We start from the raw sequence: 21818 nt of genomic DNA, 5'->3' as shown, positions 1-21818 counted from the left end.
ATGAAGACGCACGGCACCCTGGCGCGCTGGAGCGCCTGTCTCGCCGCGTCCCTGCTCGCCACCGCCTGTGGGGGTCCCTCCGAGGAGCAGAAGGAGGACCCCCCGGCGCCCGTGGTCTGCGCGAGCGAGAACAACCCGTTCGCCGACAAGGTGGTGTCCTTCACGCCCGGCGAGTCCGCCGGCTTCGGCCAGGATGGCTACCCGGACGTCGTGCTCGGGCCTCCCCACGGTGGAGGCTCCGGCATGGGCTCGCTGGACGTGCTCTCGCTCGGACGGGGCGGGGAAATCGTTCTCGAGCTCACCGATATCGGCGTGGTGGACGGGCCCGGCGTGGACCTGCTCGTCTTCGAGAACCCCTTCGGCAACTTCATGGAGACGGGCATCGTCGCGGTGAGCGAGGACGGCCAGTCGTGGCACACGTTCCCCTGCAACGCCACGGATTGGGCCAACGGCTCTCCCGGGTGCGCGGGCGTGAAGTCCGTCTTCTCCTCGCCGGACAACGGCATCAGCCCCACGGACCCGTCCGTGGCGGGGGGTGATGGCTTCGACCTGGCCACCCTCGGCGTGGCCCGGGCGCGCTTCGTCCGCATCCAGGACACCGGAGAGAATTCGTACGGATTCACCTCGGGCGGCTTCGACCTGGATGCCCTCGCGGTGGTGAACGGCTCTCCCATCTGCGAGTGGAAATGAGCTCCGGGGCGGACGGCTCCAGGCTCGAGCGGCGGGCCGTGCTCGGCTCGCTGCTGCACGGCACCTGTGCCCTCGCCGCCTTCTGCGCCGGTTGCGGTCCCGACTGGCGCGAGGCCACCGTGCTTCCCCCGTCCACGGATGCCGGGGCCTGCGGCGTCACGCCCGGTTCTCCCGGGGAGGGCTGGGTGGAGGTGAAGCTCTCCGAGCACCCGGCGTTGCGCGAGCCGGGGGGCTCGGTGGTGGTGCGGCTGCCGGAGGCGCTGCTCGACGTGGTGGTGATGCACACCGCGTCGGGCTGCTTCGCCGCCGTCTGGCACATCTGCACGCACGGCGACTGCTCCGTCTCCTACGTGCCCGGCGAGGCGCTCCTGGAGTGCCCCTGCCACGGCTCGCGCTTCGGCGAGGATGGCCGGGTGCTGCGCGGCCCCGCCACCCGTCCGTTACACGCCTTCCCGGTGGGGCGGGTGGGGGACTCGCTCTGGCTCCACCGGCCACGCTGACGGCTCGGCGCGGCCCGGGGGCTCCCGAGTCCCAGCTGGATTTGACTCCGCGTGTCAAGGAGGGGCCCTCGCGGGCCTTCTTGGAGTCTCTCGTGTCCGGCCCTGCGCGACTGTGGGGCCGGGTCGTGTAATCTCCCCGCCGCGATGTGGCAGATCATCATCAACGGCCCGGGTTACTTCGACACTGCCTACGAGCTGCCAGAGGGCATCACGCACCTCGGCCGCGCGGATGAGAACGACATCGTCCTCGGCGGCGACCTCGTCTCGCGGCGCCATGCGCGCCTCGTGGTGGCGGGCGACAGCCTGCGCATCGAGGACCTCGGCAGCCGCAACGGCAGCCGCGTCAACGGCTCGCCCCTGCAGGGCACCATCGACCTGCAGCCCGGCGACACCATCTCCCTGGGCGAGAACACCCTCTCGGTGCGCCAGCCCCACCAGGTGGAGAACGCCGCCACGGAGATGGTGGACCTGGGCGCCGGAGGCGTGCGCCGCTTCGGCCACGGCGACGACGTGGGGCCCTCCGTCATCCTCTCCAAGAACATCAAGAACGTGGACCTGCTGCGGGCGCTCGACAACTTCTCCAGCCCCTTCGATGCCCCGCCCGCCACCGCCGCCCCCGTCGCGCCGGTGCCGTCCGCTCCCCGCGGCGCCTACGAGACGCTCGTCCTCCTCTTCCACACCGCCGAGGCGCTCGCCACCGCCACCAGCCTCACGGCCTTCCTCGAGGCCACCATGGACCGGGTGCTCGAGCGGATTGAAGCCACCACCGCCGTGGTGCTGCTGCGCCACCCCACCGGCGTGCTCGTGCCCGCCGCCGTGCGTCACCGCGGCAAGCTCGCCAAGGGCGAGGTGCCCGTGTCCGATGCCATCATCGACTCGGCCCTGCGCCAGGGCAGCGCGCTCCTCGTGGGCGACGTGCGCGATGATCGCCGCTTCGCCGGCCGCGAGAGCGTCATCCTCTATGGCGTGGACCGGGTGCTGTGCATCCCCATCGGGCTCGAGGCGCCCTTCTCCGGCGTGCTCTACGTCAACACCTCGGCGAAGAACGACACCGAGCTGGAGGTGATGCTGGATGCGTGCACCGCCGTGGCGCACCTGGTGGCCACCGGCGTGCAGAAGTTCTCCGCTGCTCCGGCCGGGCAGGCCCTGCGCCAGAACCTGGAGCGCTTCCTCGCGCCCGAGCTGGCCGAGCGCCGCGCCTCCGAGCTCCAGGGCTCCGGCGGCAAGCTGCCCGGGCTGGAGGAGCGCAACGTCACCCTCGTCCACGCCGAGCTCGTGGGCTTCGGCGCGCTGTGCACCCGCATCGGCGCCGCCCGCGCCAGCGTGCTGCTCAACGACTTCCACTCGCACCTGGTCGGCATCGTCTTCAGCTTCGAGGGCACCCTGGAGGGCTTCCTCGGCGAGTCCCTGCGGGCCGTCTTCGGCGCCCCCTACCCCAATCCCGACGACGCCGTGCGCGCCGTGCGCGCCGCGCTCGCCCTGCGCTCCGACTGGGAGCGCTACATGGCCCGCCGCCCCATGGACGAGCGCTGCGAGCTGCGCTTCGGCATCAACACCACCCGCGCCCTGGTGGGCCTGGTGGGCCTCGAGTCGCGCCCCGCGTACTCCGCCGTGGGCGAGGGCGTGAACGTGGCCTCGTGGCTCGCCGCCACCGCCATGCCCGGCCAGGTGCTCATCACCGGCAAGACGCTCGCCGTCATCGGTGCCCGCTTCGACGTCGTCCCCCTCGGCGAGCGCCTCATCCGCGCCCCTCGCGACAAGGTCGCCGCCTTCGAGGTCATGGACGAGGACGTCCCCCAGCTCACCAACCCGGGTGTGCGTTGAGGTGCGTCCAGGTAGGGGGAGGTTGGATTGAGACTCGCACTGGAAGCCGCCTCCATGCGAGCATGCACCTCCCCCCCGCGAGCATGAGCGCCCAGCACCCGTGAACCCGTCGTCCTCGAATGCGCGACTGCGTCCGTTCCGGCCGGTGCCTTTCGGCCGCTACACGCTGCTGACCCAGCTGGCCACGGGCGGCATGGGCGAAATCTTCCTCGCCCGGCTCGAGGGCACGCAGGGCTTCGAGAAGCTGTGCGTCATCAAGAAGATATTGCCGCAGCTGGCGGCGGACCCCGAGTTCGTCGAGCGCTTCGTGGGCGAGGCGCGCACGCTGGTGAAGCTGTCGCACGGCTCCATCGCGCAGGTGCTGGACATGGGGCTGCACGAGGGCGAGGCGTACATGGCCCTCGAGTACGTGGACGGCAAGGACCTGCGCAAGGTGGCCGGGCGCGCGCGAGACAGGCAGAAGCCGCTGCCGGTGACGTTCGTCCTGTTCGTGATGGGCCGGGTGCTGGACGCGCTCGCCTACGCGCACCGCAAGAAGGGCGATGACGAGGGCGAGCTGAACCTCGTCCACCGGGACATCTCGCCGCAGAACATCCTCATCTCCTACGAAGGGGAGGTGAAGGTCATCGACTTCGGCCTGGCCAAGAGCCGGCTGAGCGCGGCGAAGACGAACCCGAGCATCATCCTCGGCAAGTTCCTCTACATGTCGCCGGAGCAGGCCCGGCACCAGCCGGTGGACCGGCGCAGTGATTTGTACGCGGTGGGCCTGTGTCTCTACGAGCTCATCTCCGGAAAGAACCCGTTCGACGTGCTGCCTCCGGGCGAGCTGATGTCGGCGGTGGCGCAGCCGGACATCCCGCCCCTGACGCAGTGGGTGCCGTCGGTGCCGTCCACGGTGGCGCAGCTGGTGATGAAGGCGCTGGCGGTGGAGCCGGCGCAGCGCTTCCAGACGGCGGAGGAGCTGCGCGCGAGGCTCAACGCGTGCCTGCTGGAGTTGGACCCGGCCTCGGGCCCGGAGAGCGTGAGCCGGTACATGCACGAGCTGTTCGGCTCGGAGTACCAGGCCGAGCGGCGGCTGCTCTCGAGCCTGCGCGAGGTGGGACGCGCGCCCGAGCCGGAGCCGGTGGTGATCGGCATGCCGGAGGGGGCACCGCCGAGGCCCGCGGCGACGCTGCCGGCGAAGACGATCCGCCTGGACGGCGCCGTCGAGGCGCTCTCCTTCAAGCCCACGCCGCGCACGCGAGAGGGTGGCCCCGCGCGAGACGACGGTGAGACGCGGCCGGCCGTGGTGGTGGACGAGCCCACGCGGCCCGCCGTGGACGTGGAAGCCATCGAGGAGTCCAGGCGCGAGGAGCCGAGGCGCGAGCGCTCGTCGCCGCCGGGAGGCTCGCCCACGGTGGATGTGTCGGGGCTCACGGCGCCCGCCACGCCCAGGGCTCCCGCTGCTCCGAGCGCTCCACGTGCGCCCGCCGCGCCTCCGGTGATGTCGGCGGAGCCGGGCTCGGGGGCGGGACGGTTCCCGGGTGCGCCGTCGGGTACGCCGCCCGGTTCGAACACTCCGACGCGCGAGGTGCAGGTCTCCGCCGCCATGCTCCGGGCTTCCGCGCCGCCGGGTGTGCCGGCTCCCCCCGCGCCGCGCGCCGCCCCCGTGGCGGCTCCGCCCGGCCTGGTAACGCCGACGCGCGAAGTGCAGGTGTCCGCCGGGCCCATTCCTTCACCGGCCTCGCTGCCCGCCGTGCCCATGCCGCTGCACACGCCTCCGGAAGTGGTGGCCATCGAGGACACCCCGATGTGGTCCGAGCCGCTCCACGCGGATGAGGACTCGCACGCCCTCGCGCCCGCGGAGGAGCCGTCCGCGGAGGAGCCGGATCCCGCCTCGCTGCCCTTCGAGACGCAGCAGCCCGACGAGTCGCGCGTCCTCGGTACCGCGCTGGACGAGGGCGCGGTGGACGTGCGCCTGGAAGACACGCACCCGCGCATCCAGATGCCGCGTCCGTCGCGGGACGTCTATCACGAGGACACGCAGCCTCGAGCGGTGGTTGATCCGCAGCTGCGCCGCGACAACGCGCCCGAGGAGGAAGAGGTCTCGCAGGGGGGCCGGAAGATTCCTCGCCGCCGCGTGACGTCGACGGGCATCCCCGTGGCCGCCCCGCGTCCGACGTCCTCCTCCATGCGGGAGGTGGGCAGCAGCACCGCTCGGGGCACTGCACAAGGCGCGGCGAACGACGAGGCGCCGCCGCCCGTGGCGCAGGAGATCACCCGCCGCACGGCCATGCCGGCCCGGCCGGGGCGTCCCCTGCTGTGGGCCGCGGTGGGGCTCACGCTGCTGGTGGTGGGCGGTGGCCTGGGCGCCGTCGCCTTCCTCATGCAGCACTCCGATGAGGAGCACGTGGAGCCCCCGCCCGCGCGTCGTCTGACTCCACCGGGCAAGAAGGGGGCACAGGCTCCGTCTCCTTCCACTCCGCCTGCCCAGGCCCAGAAGGCCCCCGAGCCGCCGCCGTCCGCTCCGTCCGTGCAGGCCGGGAAGCTCGCCGAGGCCCCGCCGCCGTCCGCCGCGCCCGCTGCCTCGGCCGAAGCGCGGTCCACCGCCGCCGCGGGCGACTCCGCGCGGGGAGGGACGCAGCCGCCCGCTCCCACTCCGTCGGAGGCGCTCGCCGCGGCGCCCGAGACGGCTCCGGCGCCCGAGACGGCTCCGGCTCCGGACACGGGCTCCGCTCCGGCCGAGTCCGCTTCGGGGGAGTCCCTGCTCGCCCCGCTCGCGCCTCCGTCCAGCACCCGGGCACCGGCTCCCAGCAAGCGGGTGCCGCCACGCAAGCGCTCCGCGCGCACCTCGTCGACGCTCCAGAAGGAGTGGGCCAAGACGCGCGGCGCCTACAAGGCGCTCACCCGCGTGTACGCGTGCGAGAACCTCGACTTCCTGTGCAGCCGCTACCAGGACCTCGAGGCCGAGGTGGTGGGCATGGGAGACGTCGAGAACGCCCAGCTGCTCGGCAAGGTGAAAGCGCTGTACCGCGAGCTCCAGAAGAGGAAGGGCGGCTCCTGAGCCGGGCCCTCGCCGCCAACGCGCCGTGGAGACCTTGCTCGACATCCAGGGACTGAGCGCCGGTTACGGGCCCTCGCCGGTGCTGCGGGACGTGGACTGCGCGGTGCGCACCGGGGAGCTGTGGGTGGTGCTCGGGCCCAACGGCACGGGCAAGAGCACGCTGTTGCGCGGTGTGCTCGGGACAATGCCGTGGACGCGCGGAGTCATCCGGTTGTTGGGGCGGGAGCGGAGCGGGTGGGAGGCGCGGGAGCTCGCCCGGAACGTGGCGTGGGTGCCGCAGGGCTTCGAGCCCGCCGAGGGTTTCAGCGGGCTGGAGCTGGTGCTGATGGGGCGCAGCCCGCACCTGGGCCTGTGGGGCCTCACCTCGGCGAGCGACGAGGTGCTGGCGCGGCGGGTGCTGGAGGAGCTGGAGGTGGCGTACCTGGCCGAGCGTCCCTGCGAGGCCATGTCCGGAGGCGAGCGCCGGATGTTGCTGTTGGCGCGCGGGCTGGTGCAGCAGCCGAAGCTGCTGCTGCTGGACGAGCCCACCGCGTTCCTCGACGTGGCCCACCAGGTGGGGGCGCTGGAGCGGGTGCGCGCGCGGGTGGACGCGGGGCTGGGCGCGGTGGCGGTGCTCCACGACGTCAACCTCGCGGCGGCCTTCGCCACGCACGTGCTGCTCATGCGCGACGGGCGCGTGCTGGCACAGGGCCCCACGGCGGACGTGCTCCAGCGCGAGCGGCTCGAGGCCCTCTATGGCGTGCCCATGGAGATGGCGAGCGCCCCCTCGGGAGCGCGCCTGTTCGCCCCGCGTGCGCGGTGGACGGCCGGGGGGCGCTGACGCGTCCTCAGTGCTTCAGTTGGTCCATGGCCAGCTTGCGGGCGTTGTCCGGGCCCGCGCCCACGCCGAGCGGAGCGGGTCTGCGCTCGCGGGGAACCGGCTGCGGCTGGCTGAGCTGATAGGGCCCCGCGCCCTCGCTCTCCCGGCGCGCGGTGTCCGGGTGCCCCTGCCAGCGCTCGGGCATGGTGAGCCCCGAGCCTCCCTGTCCGCCCTGGGACTCGAGGCCACTCTGGGCCTCGGAGGCGGAGGGGGGCTTGTACTTCTGTTGAATGGGCGTGTAGGGCCTGCCCACCTGTTGCGCGTCCTCGGTCTGCCGGGAGACGCAACCCGTGGCGAGCGCCCCGCCCAGTCCCAGAACCAACGTCCATCCCAACCAGCGCTTCATCGTCTCTCTCCTGGCGGAAATGCGTGCTCGTTCGTCCCTTGAAGGTAGGGATGGCGAGGAGGGCGACCACGCCGGGAAGGAGCGCCCGCCCGGCTGGCTGTCCAGGGCCATGGCCCGACTGTCCGGCGGTGGAACTCCGCGTGACGCGAGGGTGGCGCGGCGGGGGGCGCGTGAGAGGCTCGCGGCTTCAACCTCGAGCGAGCGTATGGACACCTCTTCGCAGGAGGGCGGGCGGATACGCCGTCAGGTGCTTCGGTTGGAGCGGTGGGCGCTGAAGCTGCTGGCGGTCACCAACCGCCTGCGGTTGCCGGGGCCCTCGGTGCTGCCGGTGGCGGGCGCGGTGGTGGGGCTCTACAGCGGGCTGGCCGCGGGGCTCTTCGCCAACCTCATCGCGCTCGTGAGCGGGCTGGTGCTGGGCTTCCCGCGGCTGATGGATGGGCGCGAGGCGCTGACCCGGGCCTTCTCCGAGGCGCGCTGGCACTCCGAGTACCTCATCGTCGGCGGGACGCTGGGGCTGGGAGCGCTGGTGCTCGCGCGCATCATCCTGCCCGGAGGCCCGCGCGACGAGGTGAAGCGCCGCTTGGAGGTGCTGGGGCTGCTGGTGCTGGGGGCGCTGTCGCTCTACTACCCGCTGGTGGCGATGACGGTGGTGAACGCGGTGCTGGGCCAGCACGAGGACGTGGGCCGGAGCATCCAGCGCGTGCAGCCCTGGCTGTTGCCGCTGCTGCCCATGGTGGGAGGCCTGGTGGTGGGCCGCGTGCTGTACAAGCACCCCGAGACGCACGGCCACGGTGTTCCCGAGGTGGTGAAGGCGGTGGAGCGCGAGGGCCGGCTGTCGGGGAGGGACGGGCTGCTCAAGCTGGTGGCGAGCGCCATCACCATCGGCACGGGAGGCTCGGCGGGGCGCGAGGGGCCCATCGTGTTCGGAGGCGCGGCGTTCGGCTCGGAGGTGGGGCGCACGCTGGGCTTCACGCGGCGCGAGCTGGCCATCCTGCTGGCGAGCGGCGCGGGAGCGGGCATCGCCGCCTCCTTCAACGCGCCCATCGCCGGAGCGCTCTTCGCGATGGAGATCATCCTGCGCGAGTTCCAGCTGCGCGTCTTCTCGCCCATCATCCTCGCGAGTGTGACGGCCACCATGGTGGGCCGGGGCGTGATGGGGGACGCGGCGATGATCCGGCGCGTCACCTACAGCATGGTGAGCGGCTGGGAGATCGTCTTCTACGGGTTGCTGGGGTTGGTGACGGGGCTGCTGGCGTACGCGTTCATCCGGCTGATGCACGGCCTCGAGGAGCTCTTCCACGGGAAGAAGCCGGGGCGGGTGAGTGCCTGGCTGGGACGGCGGCCGCTGCCGCTGCGGGCGGCGTTGGGAGGCCTGCTGGTGGGGTGCATGGCGCTGGTGCACCCGGTGGTGTGGGGCACGGGGCACGAGTACATCAACGAAGCGGCGGTGCGGGAGCTCTCGCTGACGCTGCTGGCCACGGGGTGCGTGCTGAAGCTGGTGGGCACGTCGCTGACGCTGGGCTCCGGGGGCTCGGGAGGGACGTTCTTCCCGATGACGGTGATGGGGGCGCTGGCGGGAGGAGCGTTCGGGGAGGTGCTGCACGCGCTCGCGCCCGGAATCACCGCGCCGAGCGGTGCCTACGCGATGGTGGGCATGGGCGGGGCGGTGGCGGCGCTCACGCGCGGGCCGCTCACGGGGCTGATGATGGTGTACGAGCTGAGTGGCAACTACGCCATCATCCTGCCGCTGATGGTGACGTGCACACTGGCGTCGGCGCTGTGCCATGCGTTGGTGGAGCGGCGGGCGGGAATTGATCCGCACGCGTTGAGGCGGATGCCGGTGCGCTCGCTGGTGGCGTGGATGGAGCCGGTGGGGCCCGATTTGCCGGCCCCGGCGTTGCGCGAGCGGTTGCTCACCGCGCCGGTGGCGGCGTTGCCGGTGCGAGGCGCGGACGGGCAATTGCTGGGGGTGGTGACGGCGAGCACGCTGGGCGAGCGCTGGCGGCAGGCGGAGGGCGAGTCCGGGGTGGCGGCGCTGGTGGACCTGGTGCGGCCGGTGTCTCCGGATACGCCGGTGGGCGAGGCGCTCGCGACAATGGACACGCAGCTCGTGGATGCGCTGCCGGTGCAGGGGGACGGACAGGTGGGGGTGGTGACGCGAGCGGGGCTCGAGCGCTTCCTGCGAGGCGAGCTGCTCAAGCCCCGAGCCGAGCCCGCCTTCTCCCCGACGGAGATTCCGCGTTAGCCGGAGGGGTGAAGCGCGGGCGTATGATGCGGGCGGCTCGTTGGAGGGTGCCGCTTTCACGGGGAGCACACATGCGCTGGCGACAGGTGTTCGCGTTCACGTGGCTGATGGTGGTGGGGACGGCGTGCCCGGAGACCTGGAGGGAGGGCGGCACCCTCGACCGGGCGATGGAGAAGGACATCGAGGAGGAACTGCACCGGCACAACTGCTACCTGAGCGAAGAACAGTGGAAAGCGGCCTGTAGGATTCCTGCTCAGTGGGAGCGAAATGGGTGCCCGCACCAGTGTCAGTTCAGGGTCGCCGAATGATGCGCTGGCGCACGCCCCTGCTCGTCGTGCTGAGCCTCCTCCTGGTCCTGCCCCTGGCCTGGGCCCTCCATGTGGCTCTGTTCAGAGGATTGCGTCCATCCCCTGCATCGAATGTGGCGCCGATGTTGTCGGTCGAGGAGCGCCGGAGCCTGATGACCTACGAGCGTCCCTGCGGGGGAGCCAGGGAGTGCCAGCCTCCACTGGGGTGCCTGGTCAATGCGCGGGTCATGGGGGCGTACTGCACGGACAGCAAGTGCATGACGGATCAGCAATGCTCGGAAGACATGGCGTGCCGCACGCTGAGGACGCTGGGGGACGGTCCCGCCATCCGTTACTGCACGATCGTGGGAGGGCAGAAGGAGGGCGACACCTGCTTCGACCTGCCTGTGTCTCGTGAGACGGCATGTGAGCGGGAACTCTTGTGCCAGGGCGACCGGTGTGGGCGGCGGTGCCGGATGGACGAGCCCGGAAGCTGTCCCGAGGGTTTCTTCTGCCAGGAGGGGCCCAACGGCCCGTCCTGTGTGCCCACCTGCGAGGGCCGCGCGTGTCCCGAGGGACAGGAGTGCATCCGGCTGGAGGAGGGCGTGTCCATCTGCGCGCAGGTGTATGGCCAGAACTGCCAGCGCACGCCCTGCCCTGGCGGGCAGGAGTGTGTCATCCGGGATTTCCCCCATCACCCGCACGAGGTCTGGGGCACGTGTCTCATCTACTGTGACGAGGCGAATCCCACTTCCTGTCCCGAGGGGTTCGTCTGCGATATAGGGGCTTGCCGCAAGTCCTGCGACCCGGCCGTGCCCAAGGCCTGCGGCCCCCATTACAAGTGCTACCGCTACTCCGCGGAGTACGCCTGGACGTGCGACCCGGACACGTGAGTTCCCGGCGCGGCACCGTGCGCAACTCGCGCGTCAGTGCCCCACGGCGGGGGCGTGGCTGCCCGCGGGGCTGACGTCGAGCGCGATGACCAGCATCAGCACCACGCACGGCATGGCCATGGCGGGCGCGCCGTAGTGCAGGAAGAGCACTGTGCCGAGCATGCTGCCCGCCAGGAAGGCGAACGCGAGGCCCAGGTGCAGCCGCGTGCGCTCGAACTGCTCGGCGGAGGGCAGGTCCAACACCTTGTTCCACAGGCCTCGCAGGCCCCGCTCGCGGCCGCCGTCGCGCACCCAGACGACCATGCGCACCAGCTGGATGCCGATGTCCGTGAGCACGCCGGTGAGGTGCGTGGTGCGCACCACGGCGCCGGACACGCGCGTGACGAGCGCGTTCTGCAGGCCCATGGCGAAGGCCAGTCCCCACAGGAGCGTGGGCTCGTTGGCGTTGGGGTGCTCGTGGGCCCACAGCCCCACCGCGCCGAGCGTCACCGTCTCCACGAACAGGGCCGGGGTGTGGCGCCCGCGCTGCCGGTGGCGCGAGGCATCCAGCAGCGCCGCGGCGGTAATCGCGCCCACGAGGAAGGCGAACACCATCCGTCCGGCGACGAGCGCCCCGTCCCACCGCCCGCTCACGAGCGCCTCGCCCACCTCGGAGACGTGCCCCGTCATGTGGGTGATGTGAAAGCCGAAGGCGAAGAAACTGGTGGCGTTCACCGTCCCAGCCGCCCCTGCCAGCAGCAGGGCGAGCGTGGAATAGGCGAGGCGGCTGCGACGCGGTGTCGCTGCGCTGAAGGGCATGGCGCCGGGCAACTCCTGACGGAGGCGTTGAGAGGGGTGTACCACTTCCCCCACTTCCGCGCGGGGCTCCCAGCAGGCGCCGGGCGCCGTTCTCACCCGAGGTCTCGCTCGCCTGAACCCCGGGCGGGCGGGCCTATCCCGGCGGCCACTCCATGGGGCGCCCGCCGAGCACGTGCAGGTGGATGTGGAACACCGTCTGCCCCGCGTCGCGGTGGGTGTTCATCACCAGCCGGTAGCCGCTGTCGGCGATGCCGCGCTGGCGGGCCAGCTTCGCGGCGGAGAGGTACAGGTGCCCCACCGCCTCGCGGTGGTCCACGGTCAGGTCGTTCACCGTGGGGATGTGCTCGGTGGGGATGACGAGCAGGTGCGTGGGGGCCTGGGGGTTGATGTCCTCGATGGCGAAGCAGTGCTCATCGCGGTGGACGACCTTGGCGGGGATGTGGCCGTCGCGAATCTTGCAGAAGATGCAATCGGACATAGGCGCCCCGGCTTAGCAGCGCCGTGCGCCTTGGGAAATGGTCTCCTGGGCCAAAAGTTGGCTCACGGAAGGCGCGAGGACCAGGCGGGATCCGGAGCGCAGCGTGCGTACGGCAGCCGCACGAGGACGAAGGGGCCCTCGGAGGCCACGACCTCGCCGCCGCCCACGGCGCCGGGCACGGTGAGCACGTGGCTGAAGAGGCCGGACTCGCGCCCCGGCCCGTTGTGCGCGTAGAGGGGCACGTCGCGGTGGAAGTAGCTGTAGCCGCCCGTCCAGGCCAGGTGTGCCGCTTCCACTTTCAGGCCGCACACGTCCGGCAGCCGCCCCGCGGCGATGAGCAGCCGGTTGACGGGGCCGAAGTCGTCCCAGGCGCTCGCTCGGGGCTTCACGTCCTCGTACTGCCCCACGTCCCCGAAGGTGAGCAGCCCCACGCGCAGGCCGGAGAAGCCCGCCATGGCCACCAGCGCCAGGGGGAGGGCGAGCCGCACGGGCGAGGGCGGCAGGGCGCGCAGCACCGAGTCCAACCCCACGCCGGCGAGCGCGGCGAACAGGGGCAGCACGGGCACGAGGAAGCGCAGCTCCTTGTGGGGCTGCAGCGCGTGGAGCACGAAGAAGGCGGCGGCCAGGGCGAAGAGTCCCGTAGCCCGCCGGGCCGCGAGCAGCGACAGCCCCAGGGCCACGAGGGTGACGGCGCCCATGGAGCGCAGCAGCACCTGGCCGTAGTACGCGAAGGGCGCGGTGCCCCAGGCGGCGGCCTTGCCCTGCACGAGGTTGAAGTCCAGGTACACGCGGGCCGAGTGGAACCAACGGCCCCAGGTGAGCTTGTCGAGCAGCCCGAACACCAGGGCCCACCCGGCGAGCACGAGCAGGGCCTCGCGCGCGGCCCGCCAGTCGCGCCGGGCCGCCAGCACGCCGACGAGGCCCACGCAGAAGACGCCATTCTGCAGGCGCAGCAGCACGGAGAGCCCCAGCAGCGAGGCCCCGGCCAGCACCGCCCGGCGCGAGGCCCCTGGCGCGAGCGCGAGTGCCAGTCCCAGCACCACCGCGGGCGCGGAGGCGTTCTCGCTCATGGCCCGGGGGGCGAAGTAGAGGGGCACGGCGGCGAGCGCGAAGAGCGAGGCCCCCGCCCCGGCCGCCAGCGCCGAGGCCCCATGGGCCCGCGCCAGCCGCCAGCTCCCCCAGGCGCTCGCCGCCCCCAGCAGCCCGAAGACGCTCCGCGTCACGCCGAGGTAACCGCGCGGCCCGTCCAGTCCCACCCACGCCGACAGCTTGAAGAGCGCGGCCACGAGCGCCGGCAGGGCCCAGTTGCGCGCGCCCTCGATGAACTCCCAGGCCCGCATCCCGTAGCCGAAGACGAGCCGGTGCGCGGGCTCCAGGCTCTGGTAGACCTCGTCCGGCCAGTAGATGCCGTCATCGGTGAGCGCCAGCCACACCCGGAGTGTGGCTCCCACCCCCAGAATCAGCACGAGGACGGCTCGGGCGAGGAGCCGCTCGGTGGGTGCTTCGGCGGTGGGGGGGGAGGCGGACATGAGGGTTCACCACGCAAAAAGCCCGGCGGGTGATATTCCACACCCTTGCCGATGAACTCTATCCGCGTATCCCAGCTCCTCGAAGACCGCGAGTACGACCTCCGGCTCACCCTGGTGGCAGGCGAGCGGGGGCTGCAACGCCGCATCAACTCCTCGCGCATCCAGAAGCCGGGGCTGGCGCTCACGGGCTTCACCGAGCACCTGCATCCGCACCGCGTCCAGGTGTTCGGCAACACGGAAATCTCCTACCTGCTCACGCTCCCCGTCGAGCGGCAGCACGAGGTGCTGGACTCGCTCTTCCAGGAGGAGCTGGCGTGCGTGGTGGTGACCAAGGACCTGCCGCCGCCGCCCGTGCTGCTCGAGGCGTGCGAGAAGTCCGGGCTGGCCCTCATGCGCACCCCGCTGCTCTCCAGCCAGTTCATCCAGCAGGTGCAGGCCTTCCTCGAGGAGGCGCTCACCGAGTCGAGCAGCCTGCACGGCGTGCTCATGGACGTGTTCGGCGTGGGCATCCTGCTGCTGGGCAAGAGCGGCATCGGCAAGAGTGAAATCGCCCTGGACCTGGTGATGCGCGGGCACCGGCTGGTGGCCGACGACATCGTGGACGTGACGCGGCGGCGGCAGGGGGTGGTGTACGGCGCGGGCAACCCCGTCATCCGTCACCACATGGAGATTCGCGGCCTGGGCATCATCAACATCAAGGACCTGTTCGGCGTGGCCGCGGTGCGCGAGCGCAAGAAGATAGAGCTCGTGATTGAACTGCACGAGTGGGATCCGCAGCAGGAGTACGACCGGCTGGGCGTGGAAGACAAGTTCATGAACATCGTGGGGGTGGACATCCCCCTGTCGGTGGTGCCAGTGCGCCCGGGACGTAATATGACCACCATCATCGAGGTGGCCGCGCGCAACCAGCTGCTCAAGCAGCAGGGCCACCACTCGGCGAGGGAGTTCGCCGAGCAGCTCAACCGTGCCATCGCCCAAGGGGCGATGCGCCGCTCCATGGGTGAGGAAGTCGAGTGAGCACCGCCCCGGCCAAGCACCTCGTCGTCATCACGGGCATGTCCGGCTCGGGCAAGTCCACCGCCATCCGTGCGTTGGAGGATGTCGGCTTCTTCTGCATCGACAACCTGCCGGTGCTGCTGCTGACCAAGCTGACGGAGCTGGCCGGTGGCGGCCAGTTCGAGCACCTGGCGCTGGTGGTGGACGCGCGCGAGGGCATCTTCCTGCACGAGGCGCCGCGGGTGCTCGACGAGGTGCGCCGGGCGGGGCACCACGTGGAGGTGCTCTTCCTGGACGCCAGCGACGAGAGCCTCCTCCGCCGCTTCAGCGAGACACGCCGCCGCCACCCGCTGGCGCCCACGGGCAGCGTGGCCGAGGGCCTCCAGGCCGAGCGCGTGGCCCTCAAGGACCTGCGGGAGATGGCCGACCAGGTCATCGACTCGTCGGTGCTCAACGTGCACGACCTCAAGCGCATGGTGCAGGCGCGCTTCAGCCCGGAGCCGGCGAGTGGCCCGTCGCTGTCGGTGATGTCCTTCGGCTTCCGGCACGGGGTGCCGCCGCAGGCGGACCTGGTGTTCGACGTGCGCTTCCTGCCCAACCCGTACTTCGTCCCGGACTTGAAGGGGCTGACGGGGAAGGACCCGCGGGTGTCGGCGTACGTGCTGGACCGCGAGGAGACGCAGCAGTTCGTGGCGAAGGTGGAGGACCTCTGCCGCTTCCTCTTCCCGCGCTACCAGAAGGAGGGGAAGGCGTACCTCACGGTGGCGCTGGGGTGCACCGGCGGCAAGCACCGCTCGGTGGCCATCGCCGAGGAGCTGCGCGAGCGGCTCGCCGGAGACCACCCGCGCGTGCAGCTGTGGGACCGCGACATCGAGAAGGAGTAGCGCCCACGCTCCCGCTCGAAGGGTGAGGGTTGTGCGCCTCCCTCCTCACACCCGCCCCCTCGCGACTCCCTCTGGATGAGTGGCAAGATGCTTCCTCGTCGGGCAGCCGACAGCCTTTCGTCCATTGGTCGGTGAAATTGCGGGCGGGGAGGCAGGACCTGACTTACCTTCCTTCAGGAAGGCAAGGTGGGCGAGGGTAGGGAGCGAGCTTGGGTGCCAGCGGAAACTTTTGGTGGGGGTTGCGCATCGCACCATTCAGGCGTAGGAGGCAGCCCTGGGGGGCTGGTGAGAGGTGAACATGGTCGGCCTCGTAGTGGCATCGCACGGACGTCTGGCGGACGAGCTGGTAGCGACCGCTGAGCAGATCGTGGGCAAGCTGCCCTCGGTGGCCACCTGCAACATCGAGCCTGGAACCTCCGTCGAGGATCTCCGGGCGAAGATGAAGCAGGCCGTGGCGGCCGTGGATCAGGGCGAGGGGGTCATCGTCATGGCCGACCTCTTTGGTGGCACTCCCTGCAAGGAGTCGCTGATGCTCTGTTCGGAGCGCTGTCAGTCGGGCAAGCTGGAGGTGCTCGCGGGCGTGAACCTGCCCATGCTCCTGAAGGCCAACTCGCTGCGCTCCGAGGAGATGCCGCTGGCGGAGATGGCCAGCCAGCTGGCGTCCTATGGTCAGCGCAACATCACCTGTGCATCGGCCCTGTTGCGCGAGGCCCAGCAGCGTCAGCAGGCCGTGCCGCGAACTTGACGGCCCCCTGAGTGTGGGCGATTCGAGACTGCCGTGATCACCCTGGTCCGCGTCGACAACCGCCTCATCCATGGACAGGTCGTCGAGGCCTGGCTGCCGCATCTCAAGGTTTCCCGCGTCGTCGTCGCCGACGATGAGGCCGCCTCGAGCCCGCTGGTGCGCGCCGCCATGGCCCTGGCGGTGCAGAGCGCCATCGAGGTTCAAATCTTCCCCCTCGCGCAGGTGGACTTCGCCGGCGTCTCCAAGGACGCCGTGAAGACGCTGGTGCTGCTGCGGGACGTGGAGGGGGTGCCTTTCGCCAAGGCGCACGGGCTGAAGGTGGAGCACCTCAACCTGGGCAACGTGCACTTCGGGACGGGCCGGCGGCAGGTGTCGCCCTCCGTCTTCCTCGCCGAGGCGGAGATGCAGTCGCTGCAGCGCCTGGCGGGCGAGGGGGTGCGGGTGGAAGCGCGCGCGGTACCGGCGGAGAAGCCGGTGGAGCTGGCGGAGCTGCAAGAGCGCTGGGGAAAGGGGAGCTGAGCCTGTGAACGTGGGCTGGACCCAGGTGGCTCTCGCCGGCGTCTGGGGCGGCCTCGTCGCGGTGGAGCGCAAGGCCTTCCTCCAGGCCATGTTCTCCCGGCCGCTGGTGGCGGCCACGGCCATGGGCCTGCTGCTCAACGACGTGCCCTCGGGGCTCTTCGTGGGCATGCTGCTGGAGCTCTTCCACCTGGGCACCGCCAACCTCGGTGCCTCGCTGCCGGACAACGACACGCTGTCGGCCACGGGCACCTCGGCCGCGGCGGCCACCATGGCGGCGGCCACGGGCGCGGGCTCCACGCCGGCCCTCTGGTCGCTCGCGGTGCTGCTCTTCGTGGGCCTGGGGTACGTGGGCCAGCTCGTGGACCGGGCCCTGGAGCGCTACCCGGCGCGGCTGGCGAAGAAGGCGCTGGCCTCGGCCGAGAAGGGGCAGCTCACCCGGGCCATGCAGCAGAACCTCTGGGGCATGTGGCCGCACTTCGCCCTCTTCGGCTCCATCACCGCCGCGTGCGCGCTGGTGGGCTTCTTCCTCGGGCCGCTGCTGGAGCGCATGCCCCTGCCGCTGCTGCGCGGCCTGGCGTGGGCCTTCCCGGCCATGGCCTCGGTGGCGGCCTCCCTCGCCGCGCGGGGCAGCCATGCCCGGCGCGCTCCCGTCTACGCGTGCCTGGGCGCCGCGACCGTCATCGTGGCCGTGGTGCTCCTCGCCCTGAGGGAGCGGCTGTGAGCGTCTACGGCCCGCCCCTCACCCGCGGAGTGCTGCTGCGCGTCTTCCTGCGCTCGCTCTTCCTGCAGGCCTCGTGGAATCCCCAGGGCATGCAGAACCTCGGGCTGGCCTACGCCCTCTACCCCGCGCTGGAGAAGCTCTACCCGGAGCGCCAGGCGCTGGAGGCGGCGGTGCGCCGGCACCTCGTCTTCTTCAACACCCACCCCTACGTGGCCGCGGCCATCGTGGGCGGCGTCCTCTACCACGAGCAGCGCATTGCCCGGGGCGAGGAGCCGCCGGACCGGGTGGTGGCCTTCAAGGCGGCCCTGATGGGCCCGCTGGCGGCGCTCGGCGATGGCTTCTTCTGGCTGTCCCTCAAGCCGGCCACCGGCGCGGTGTGCGCGGCCCTGGTGCCCCTCCTGGCCGCCTGGGCCGCGGTGCTCTTCCTCTTCCTCTACAACCTCGTGCACCTGACGCTCCGGGCCCGGCTGTACTTGATGGGGCTGTCGTTGGGGGACAGGTTGGTGGAGGCGGTGGCGCGGGCCAACCTCCCCACCCGGGGAGCGAAGCTGCGGGCGGTGGCGGCGGCGTGCGCGGGCGGACTGGCGGCCTGGCTGGCCGCTTCCTTCGGGGCCACCGCGGGCGGCCGCTTCGCGCCCCTGCTGTCCGTGGGTTGTCTGGGCATGGGGGTGGTGTCCTACCTCCTGGTCGCCCGTCGGGTTCCGAACTACGTGGTGCTCTATCTCGCCGCGGGACTGGCCTGTGCGGCGGGGGCCTTCTTGTAGAAGAGGGGAGAACAGGGACTGGCAATGTCGAGCGTGGCCGAAGGGACATTCGAGATCATCAACGCGCTCGGGCTGCATGCCCGGGCGGCGGCGCAGCTGGTCCAGGTCGCCAACCGCTACAAGAGCGAGGTGACGCTCGTGTGCGAGGGCCAGAAAGCCAATGCCAAGTCCATCATGGGCGTGCTCATGCTGGCGGCGGCGCAGGGCATGCAGGTGACGGTGACGTGCAAGGGCGAGGACGCCCAGGCGTGTCTGCAGGACATCCAGAAGCTCATCGCCAATCGGTTTGGCGAGTCGAAGTGAAGCCAAGCGCGCGGCCAGCGGCCGCAGACGAAGAAGGGACCGTGAGCAGCCAGGCCACCCCCACGTTGAGTCTCAAGGGTATCGGCGCCTCTCCCGGCGTGGCGGTGGGCCACGCCTTCATCCTGGACCGCAAGCGGGTGCGTACCCCCAAGCTGCGGCTGGCCGAGGCCGAGGTCGACCCCGAGCGCATGCGGATGAAGACGGCGTTGGACCTGTCCGACCGCCAGCTCTCCGAATTGAAGGAGCAGATTTCGCGCACCGAGGGCCCCGAGCACGCCCTCATCCTCGAGGCCCACCGGCTCATGCTCCACGACCCCATGTTCGTGGACGAGGTGAACCGGCTCATCGTCGAGGACCGCATCAACGCCGAGTGGGCGGTGCGGCGGGTGGCGCGCAAGCTCAAGCACCTGTTCGACAACATCCCGGACGAGTACTTCCGCGAGCGGCGCTCGGACGTGGAGTACGTGGCGGACCGGGTGGTGCGCAACCTGCTGGGGCAGGTGGTGGACGAGGAAGTCACGCTGCCGGAGCACGCGGTGGTGGTGTCGCACGACCTGTCGCCGGCGGACGCGGCGCTGATGGCGCGCAGCGGGCGGGTGGCGGGCTTCGTCACCGACCTGGGCGGCCAGACGAGCCACACGGCCATTGTCGCGCGCGCCCGCTCGACGCCGGCGGTGGTGGGCGCGGGGAGGGCCAGCGAGCAGATTTCGCCAGGGGACCTGGTGGCCATGGACGGGACGCGGGGCATCGTCCTGGTCAACCCCACGGAGGACCAGTTGGCGCTCTTCCACGAGACGATGCGCCGGCACCAGGAGCTGGAGGCCCGGGCCCTGGAGGCCAAGGACCTGCCGGCGCAGAGCTCGGACGGGTACCGCCTGCGCCTGGTGGGCAACATCGAGTTCCCGGAGGAGATTCAGTCGCTGCTGGCACACGGGGCGGAGGGCATCGGCCTGTACCGCACCGAGTTCATGTTCCTCGACCGCCAGAGCCCGCCCACCGAGGAGGAGCAGTACCGGGCGTACCGGCAGGTGCTGGAGGCGATGGGCAACCGGCCCGTCACCATCCGCACGCTGGACCTGGGCGGTGACAAGGTGCCGGGCAAGGGCAAGCACGAGAAGGAGCCCAACCCGGCCATGGGGTTGCGCGCCATCCGCTACTGCCTGGCCAACCGGGAGCTCTTCCGGGTGCAGCTGAGGGCGCTGCTGCGCGCGAGCATGCACGGGCACATGCGGCTGATGTTCCCGCTCATCTGCGGGATGAGCGAGCTGCGCGAGGCCCGGAGCGAGCTGGAGGCGTGCCGCACGGAGCTGGGGCGCGCGGGAATGCCGCTCGGCAAGCGCTTCCCGGTGGGCATCATGGTGGAGACGCCGAGCGCGGCGCTCATCGCGGACCGGCTGGCCCAGGAGGCGGACTTCTTCTCGGTGGGGACGAACGACCTCATCCAGTACTCGCTGGCCATCGACCGGCAGAACCGGGACGTGGCGTACCTGTACAAGCCGCTGCACCTGTCGGTGTTGCGCTCGCTGAAGAACATCGTGACGGCGGCGAAGGACGCGGGGATTCCCGTGGCCATGTGCGGGGAGATGGCGGGAGACGCCATCTACGCGCTGGTGCTGCTGGCGCTGGGCTTCGACGAGCTGTCGATGACGGCGGGGCAGATTCCGACGGTGAAGACCATCATCCGCCAGACGAGCCGGGCGGAGGCGCAGCAGTTGCTCACGCAGGCGATGGAGCTGACGACGGCGGAGGAGATCGAGCGCTTCATCCGCGCGGAGATGGACAAGCGTCTGGTCGACTTGGTGTGAGCCCCCGCCGGCCCTCTTTCCTCGGAGAGAGGGCCGGGGCCTCGGCTAGACGATCTCCGCGAGCTTGCTCAGCTCCACATTGGCGCCGCACAGGAGTACGCCGACGCGCTCGCCCTTCTGGGGCCGGTAGGCCTGGGAGAGCAGCGCGGCGAGGGCCGTCGCGCCCCCGGGCTCGGAGGCGATGCGCCAGTCTCGCCAGAGCGTCCGCTGGGCTTCGCGGATCGCCGCGTCCTTCACCAGCGCCACGTGGTCGACCGCGGCCCGGGCGATGGAGAAGACGAGCTCGCCCGTGTTGCGCGCCCCGAGCGAATCCGCCGCGACCGACTCGACCGTCACATCCACCGGACGGCCCGCCTCGAGCGAGGCATGCAGCGCGCGAGAGCCCTCCGGCTCGACGCCAATGACCTTGATGCCCCGCCCCGCCCACGCGCTCGCGATGCCGGAGATGAGCCCCCCGCCACCAACGGCCACCAGCACCGTGTCGAGCCCCTGCGCGTCCTCCTCCCATTCGAGGGCGACGGTGCCCTGGCCCTGGATGGTGGGAAGCGAGTCATACGCATGGATGGAGAGCGCGCCTGTCCCGGCGACGTACGTGTTGCAGGCGGCGAGCGCGTCGGCATAGCGCTGGCCGCCGATGACGACCTCGGCGCCGAAGCGGCGGATGGCCTCGACCTTCGCGGGGCTGGAGATCTCCGGCACGAAGATGCGGGCGGGGATGCCCAGCTGCTTCGCCGCGTAGGCCACGGCCGCACCGTGATTGCCGCCCGACGCGGCGGCCACGCCCACCTTGGGCACCGGCTGCGTGAGCAACGTGTTGAAGGCGCCGCGCGGTTTGAACGAGCCCGCGTGCTGGAGGAACTCGAGCTTCAGGCTCACCGGGCCGTCATGCCCGAAGGCCCCGTCCGGCAGGAAGCAGACGGGCGTGCGGCGGATGTGTGGGCGGATGCGTTCGTGGGCGGCGCGGATGTCGTCTCGCGAGACGGGAAGGGTCACGATGGGCCTCGGGGGCGTGTGGCTCGGGCCTGGGTCGGCCCCAGCGGTCGCGCGGAGTCTACCCCTCCGGCTTCACGATCTTCCCACCCTCCTCCGTGGCCGGCCGGGTCGCCAGGTTCTCCTCTGCGGCGAGCCCGTGCCTCTTGCGGAAGCGGCGGATGGCGCGCTCGACGAAGCGCAGGCCGACGAGCGCCACCAGGGCGAGCCCCGCCGCGGCGGTGGCGAGCCTGGGAAAGCCGATGCCAACGGCGAGCCCCACGGAGGCGGTGAGCCAGAGGTTGGCGGCGGTGGTGAGGCCCTTGATGGAGGCGCCGTGGCGCAGGATGGCGCCTCCGCCGAGGAAGCCGATGCCCACCACGACCTGGCTGGCGATGCGGGTGACATCGGCGCGGACCTCCTGGGGCACGCCCACGCCGGCCGCGAGCGGCTGCTCGACGAGCAGGCTGCACAGGGTGAAGAGGCAGGAGCCGAGGCAGACGAGGATATGGGTGCGCAGGCCCGCGTCCTGGCCGCGCAGCTCGCGCTCGAAGCCGAGCGCGAACCCGAGCCCGAAGGCGATGAGGAGCCGGAGGAGGGCGGTGCTCTCGTCCATCATG

Annotated in this window: 21 protein-coding genes; 15 read left to right on the top strand and 6 right to left on the bottom strand. The window is 71.4% G+C overall.

Going from position 1 to position 21818, the window contains the following annotated elements:
- From ACJ8AN_RS28255 to ACJ8AN_RS28235, 5 genes are all read left to right on the top strand, one after another.
- Window positions 1-690 (top strand): cell surface protein, encoded by a 690-nt coding sequence (locus ACJ8AN_RS28255; protein ID WP_407758604.1) that lies wholly within the window; start codon window positions 1-3, stop codon window positions 688-690.
- Window positions 687-1190 (top strand): ubiquinol-cytochrome c reductase iron-sulfur subunit, encoded by a 504-nt coding sequence (locus ACJ8AN_RS28250; RefSeq protein ID WP_407758603.1) that lies wholly within the window; start codon window positions 687-689, stop codon window positions 1188-1190. The genes ACJ8AN_RS28255 and ACJ8AN_RS28250 overlap by 4 nt, the downstream gene beginning before the upstream one ends.
- Window positions 1191-1334: 144 nt before the next feature.
- Window positions 1335-3014: an FHA domain-containing protein gene (locus tag ACJ8AN_RS28245; protein WP_407758602.1), complete on the top strand. Its 1680-nt coding sequence runs from the start codon at window positions 1335-1337 to the stop codon at window positions 3012-3014.
- Between the two features lie 193 nt (window positions 3015-3207).
- Window positions 3208-6057: a protein kinase domain-containing protein gene (locus ACJ8AN_RS28240; protein ID WP_407758641.1), complete on the top strand. Its 2850-nt coding sequence runs from the start codon at window positions 3208-3210 to the stop codon at window positions 6055-6057.
- A 25-nt stretch (window positions 6058-6082) separates the two neighbouring features.
- A complete protein-coding gene (locus tag ACJ8AN_RS28235) occupies window positions 6083-6877 on the top strand; it encodes an ABC transporter ATP-binding protein (RefSeq protein ID WP_407758601.1) in 795 nt (264 codons plus the stop codon).
- Between the two features lie 7 nt (window positions 6878-6884).
- On the opposite strand, the gene ACJ8AN_RS28230 is transcribed toward ACJ8AN_RS28235, so the two are convergent.
- Window positions 6885-7262: a hypothetical protein gene (locus tag ACJ8AN_RS28230; RefSeq protein ID WP_407758600.1), complete on the bottom strand. Its 378-nt coding sequence runs from the start codon at window positions 7260-7262 to the stop codon at window positions 6885-6887.
- Between the two features lie 205 nt (window positions 7263-7467).
- Between ACJ8AN_RS28230 and ACJ8AN_RS28225 the strand changes: the two genes are divergently transcribed.
- The gene (locus tag ACJ8AN_RS28225; protein ID WP_407758599.1) at window positions 7468-9507 is read left to right on the top strand and encodes a chloride channel protein; all 2040 of its coding nucleotides are present in this window, start codon (window positions 7468-7470) and stop codon (window positions 9505-9507) included.
- Window positions 9508-9578: 71 nt separating this feature from the next.
- A complete protein-coding gene (locus tag ACJ8AN_RS28220; protein ID WP_407758598.1) occupies window positions 9579-9815 on the top strand; it encodes a hypothetical protein in 237 nt (78 codons plus the stop codon).
- Window positions 9816-10720: 905 nt separating this feature from the next.
- Here ACJ8AN_RS28220 and ACJ8AN_RS28215 read toward each other — a convergent pair.
- The 3 genes from ACJ8AN_RS28215 to ACJ8AN_RS28205 all read right to left on the bottom strand — a co-directional run bounded on the left by ACJ8AN_RS28215 (window position 10721) and on the right by ACJ8AN_RS28205 (window position 13492).
- Window positions 10721-11485 (bottom strand): YoaK family protein, encoded by a 765-nt coding sequence (locus ACJ8AN_RS28215; RefSeq protein WP_407758597.1) that lies wholly within the window; start codon window positions 11483-11485, stop codon window positions 10721-10723.
- Window positions 11486-11618: 133 nt separating this feature from the next.
- Window positions 11619-11963 (bottom strand): histidine triad nucleotide-binding protein, encoded by a 345-nt coding sequence (locus ACJ8AN_RS28210; RefSeq protein ID WP_407758596.1) that lies wholly within the window; start codon window positions 11961-11963, stop codon window positions 11619-11621.
- Between the two features lie 62 nt (window positions 11964-12025).
- On the bottom strand, window positions 12026-13492 hold the full coding sequence (locus tag ACJ8AN_RS28205) for a hypothetical protein (RefSeq protein WP_407758595.1): 1467 nt from the start codon (window positions 13490-13492) through the stop codon (window positions 12026-12028).
- A 51-nt stretch (window positions 13493-13543) separates the two neighbouring features.
- On the opposite strand from ACJ8AN_RS28205, the gene hprK reads away from it, so the two are divergent.
- The 8 genes from hprK to ptsP all read left to right on the top strand — a co-directional run bounded on the left by hprK (window position 13544) and on the right by ptsP (window position 20229).
- Window positions 13544-14509: an HPr(Ser) kinase/phosphatase gene (gene hprK / locus ACJ8AN_RS28200; protein ID WP_407758640.1), complete on the top strand. Its 966-nt coding sequence runs from the start codon at window positions 13544-13546 to the stop codon at window positions 14507-14509.
- A complete protein-coding gene (rapZ, locus tag ACJ8AN_RS28195; protein WP_407758594.1) occupies window positions 14506-15372 on the top strand; it encodes an RNase adapter RapZ in 867 nt (288 codons plus the stop codon). Before hprK ends, rapZ begins: the two co-directional genes overlap by 4 nt.
- Window positions 15373-15670: 298 nt before the next feature.
- Window positions 15671-16117 (top strand): PTS sugar transporter subunit IIA, encoded by a 447-nt coding sequence (locus ACJ8AN_RS28190; protein ID WP_407758593.1) that lies wholly within the window; start codon window positions 15671-15673, stop codon window positions 16115-16117.
- A 33-nt stretch (window positions 16118-16150) separates the two neighbouring features.
- Complete coding sequence (locus ACJ8AN_RS28185; RefSeq protein WP_407758592.1) at window positions 16151-16636, top strand: PTS system mannose/fructose/N-acetylgalactosamine-transporter subunit IIB; 486 nt, start codon at window positions 16151-16153, stop codon at window positions 16634-16636.
- Window positions 16637-16640: 4 nt separating this feature from the next.
- Window positions 16641-17357, top strand: coding sequence for a PTS sugar transporter subunit IIC (locus ACJ8AN_RS28180; protein ID WP_407758591.1), 717 nt, complete (start codon window positions 16641-16643; stop codon window positions 17355-17357).
- Window positions 17354-18121: a PTS system mannose/fructose/sorbose family transporter subunit IID gene (locus tag ACJ8AN_RS28175; RefSeq protein WP_407758590.1), complete on the top strand. Its 768-nt coding sequence runs from the start codon at window positions 17354-17356 to the stop codon at window positions 18119-18121. Before ACJ8AN_RS28180 ends, ACJ8AN_RS28175 begins: the two co-directional genes overlap by 4 nt.
- 24 nt (window positions 18122-18145) lie before the next feature.
- On the top strand, window positions 18146-18424 hold the full coding sequence (locus ACJ8AN_RS28170; RefSeq protein ID WP_407758589.1) for an HPr family phosphocarrier protein: 279 nt from the start codon (window positions 18146-18148) through the stop codon (window positions 18422-18424).
- A 41-nt stretch (window positions 18425-18465) separates the two neighbouring features.
- Entirely contained in the window at window positions 18466-20229 is a 1764-nt protein-coding gene (ptsP, locus tag ACJ8AN_RS28165; protein WP_407758588.1) for a phosphoenolpyruvate--protein phosphotransferase, read from the top strand.
- Window positions 20230-20274: 45 nt separating this feature from the next.
- Here ptsP and ACJ8AN_RS28160 read toward each other — a convergent pair whose 3' ends face one another.
- Together ACJ8AN_RS28160 and ACJ8AN_RS28155 are read right to left on the bottom strand one after the other, a co-directional pair.
- A complete protein-coding gene (locus ACJ8AN_RS28160; protein WP_407758587.1) occupies window positions 20275-21222 on the bottom strand; it encodes a threonine/serine dehydratase in 948 nt (315 codons plus the stop codon).
- Between the two features lie 58 nt (window positions 21223-21280).
- Window positions 21281-21817, bottom strand: a complete 537-nt coding sequence (locus ACJ8AN_RS28155) for an MgtC/SapB family protein (RefSeq protein WP_407758586.1) — start codon at window positions 21815-21817, stop codon at window positions 21281-21283.
- Between the last annotated feature and the right edge of the window lies 1 nt (window position 21818).

This window comes from Archangium sp., assembly GCF_045802675.1.
Lineage (GTDB): Bacteria > Myxococcota > Myxococcia > Myxococcales > Myxococcaceae > Archangium.
The sequence above is the reverse complement of the archived record's forward strand: the minus strand, read 5'-3'. Positions and strand labels throughout refer to the sequence as shown.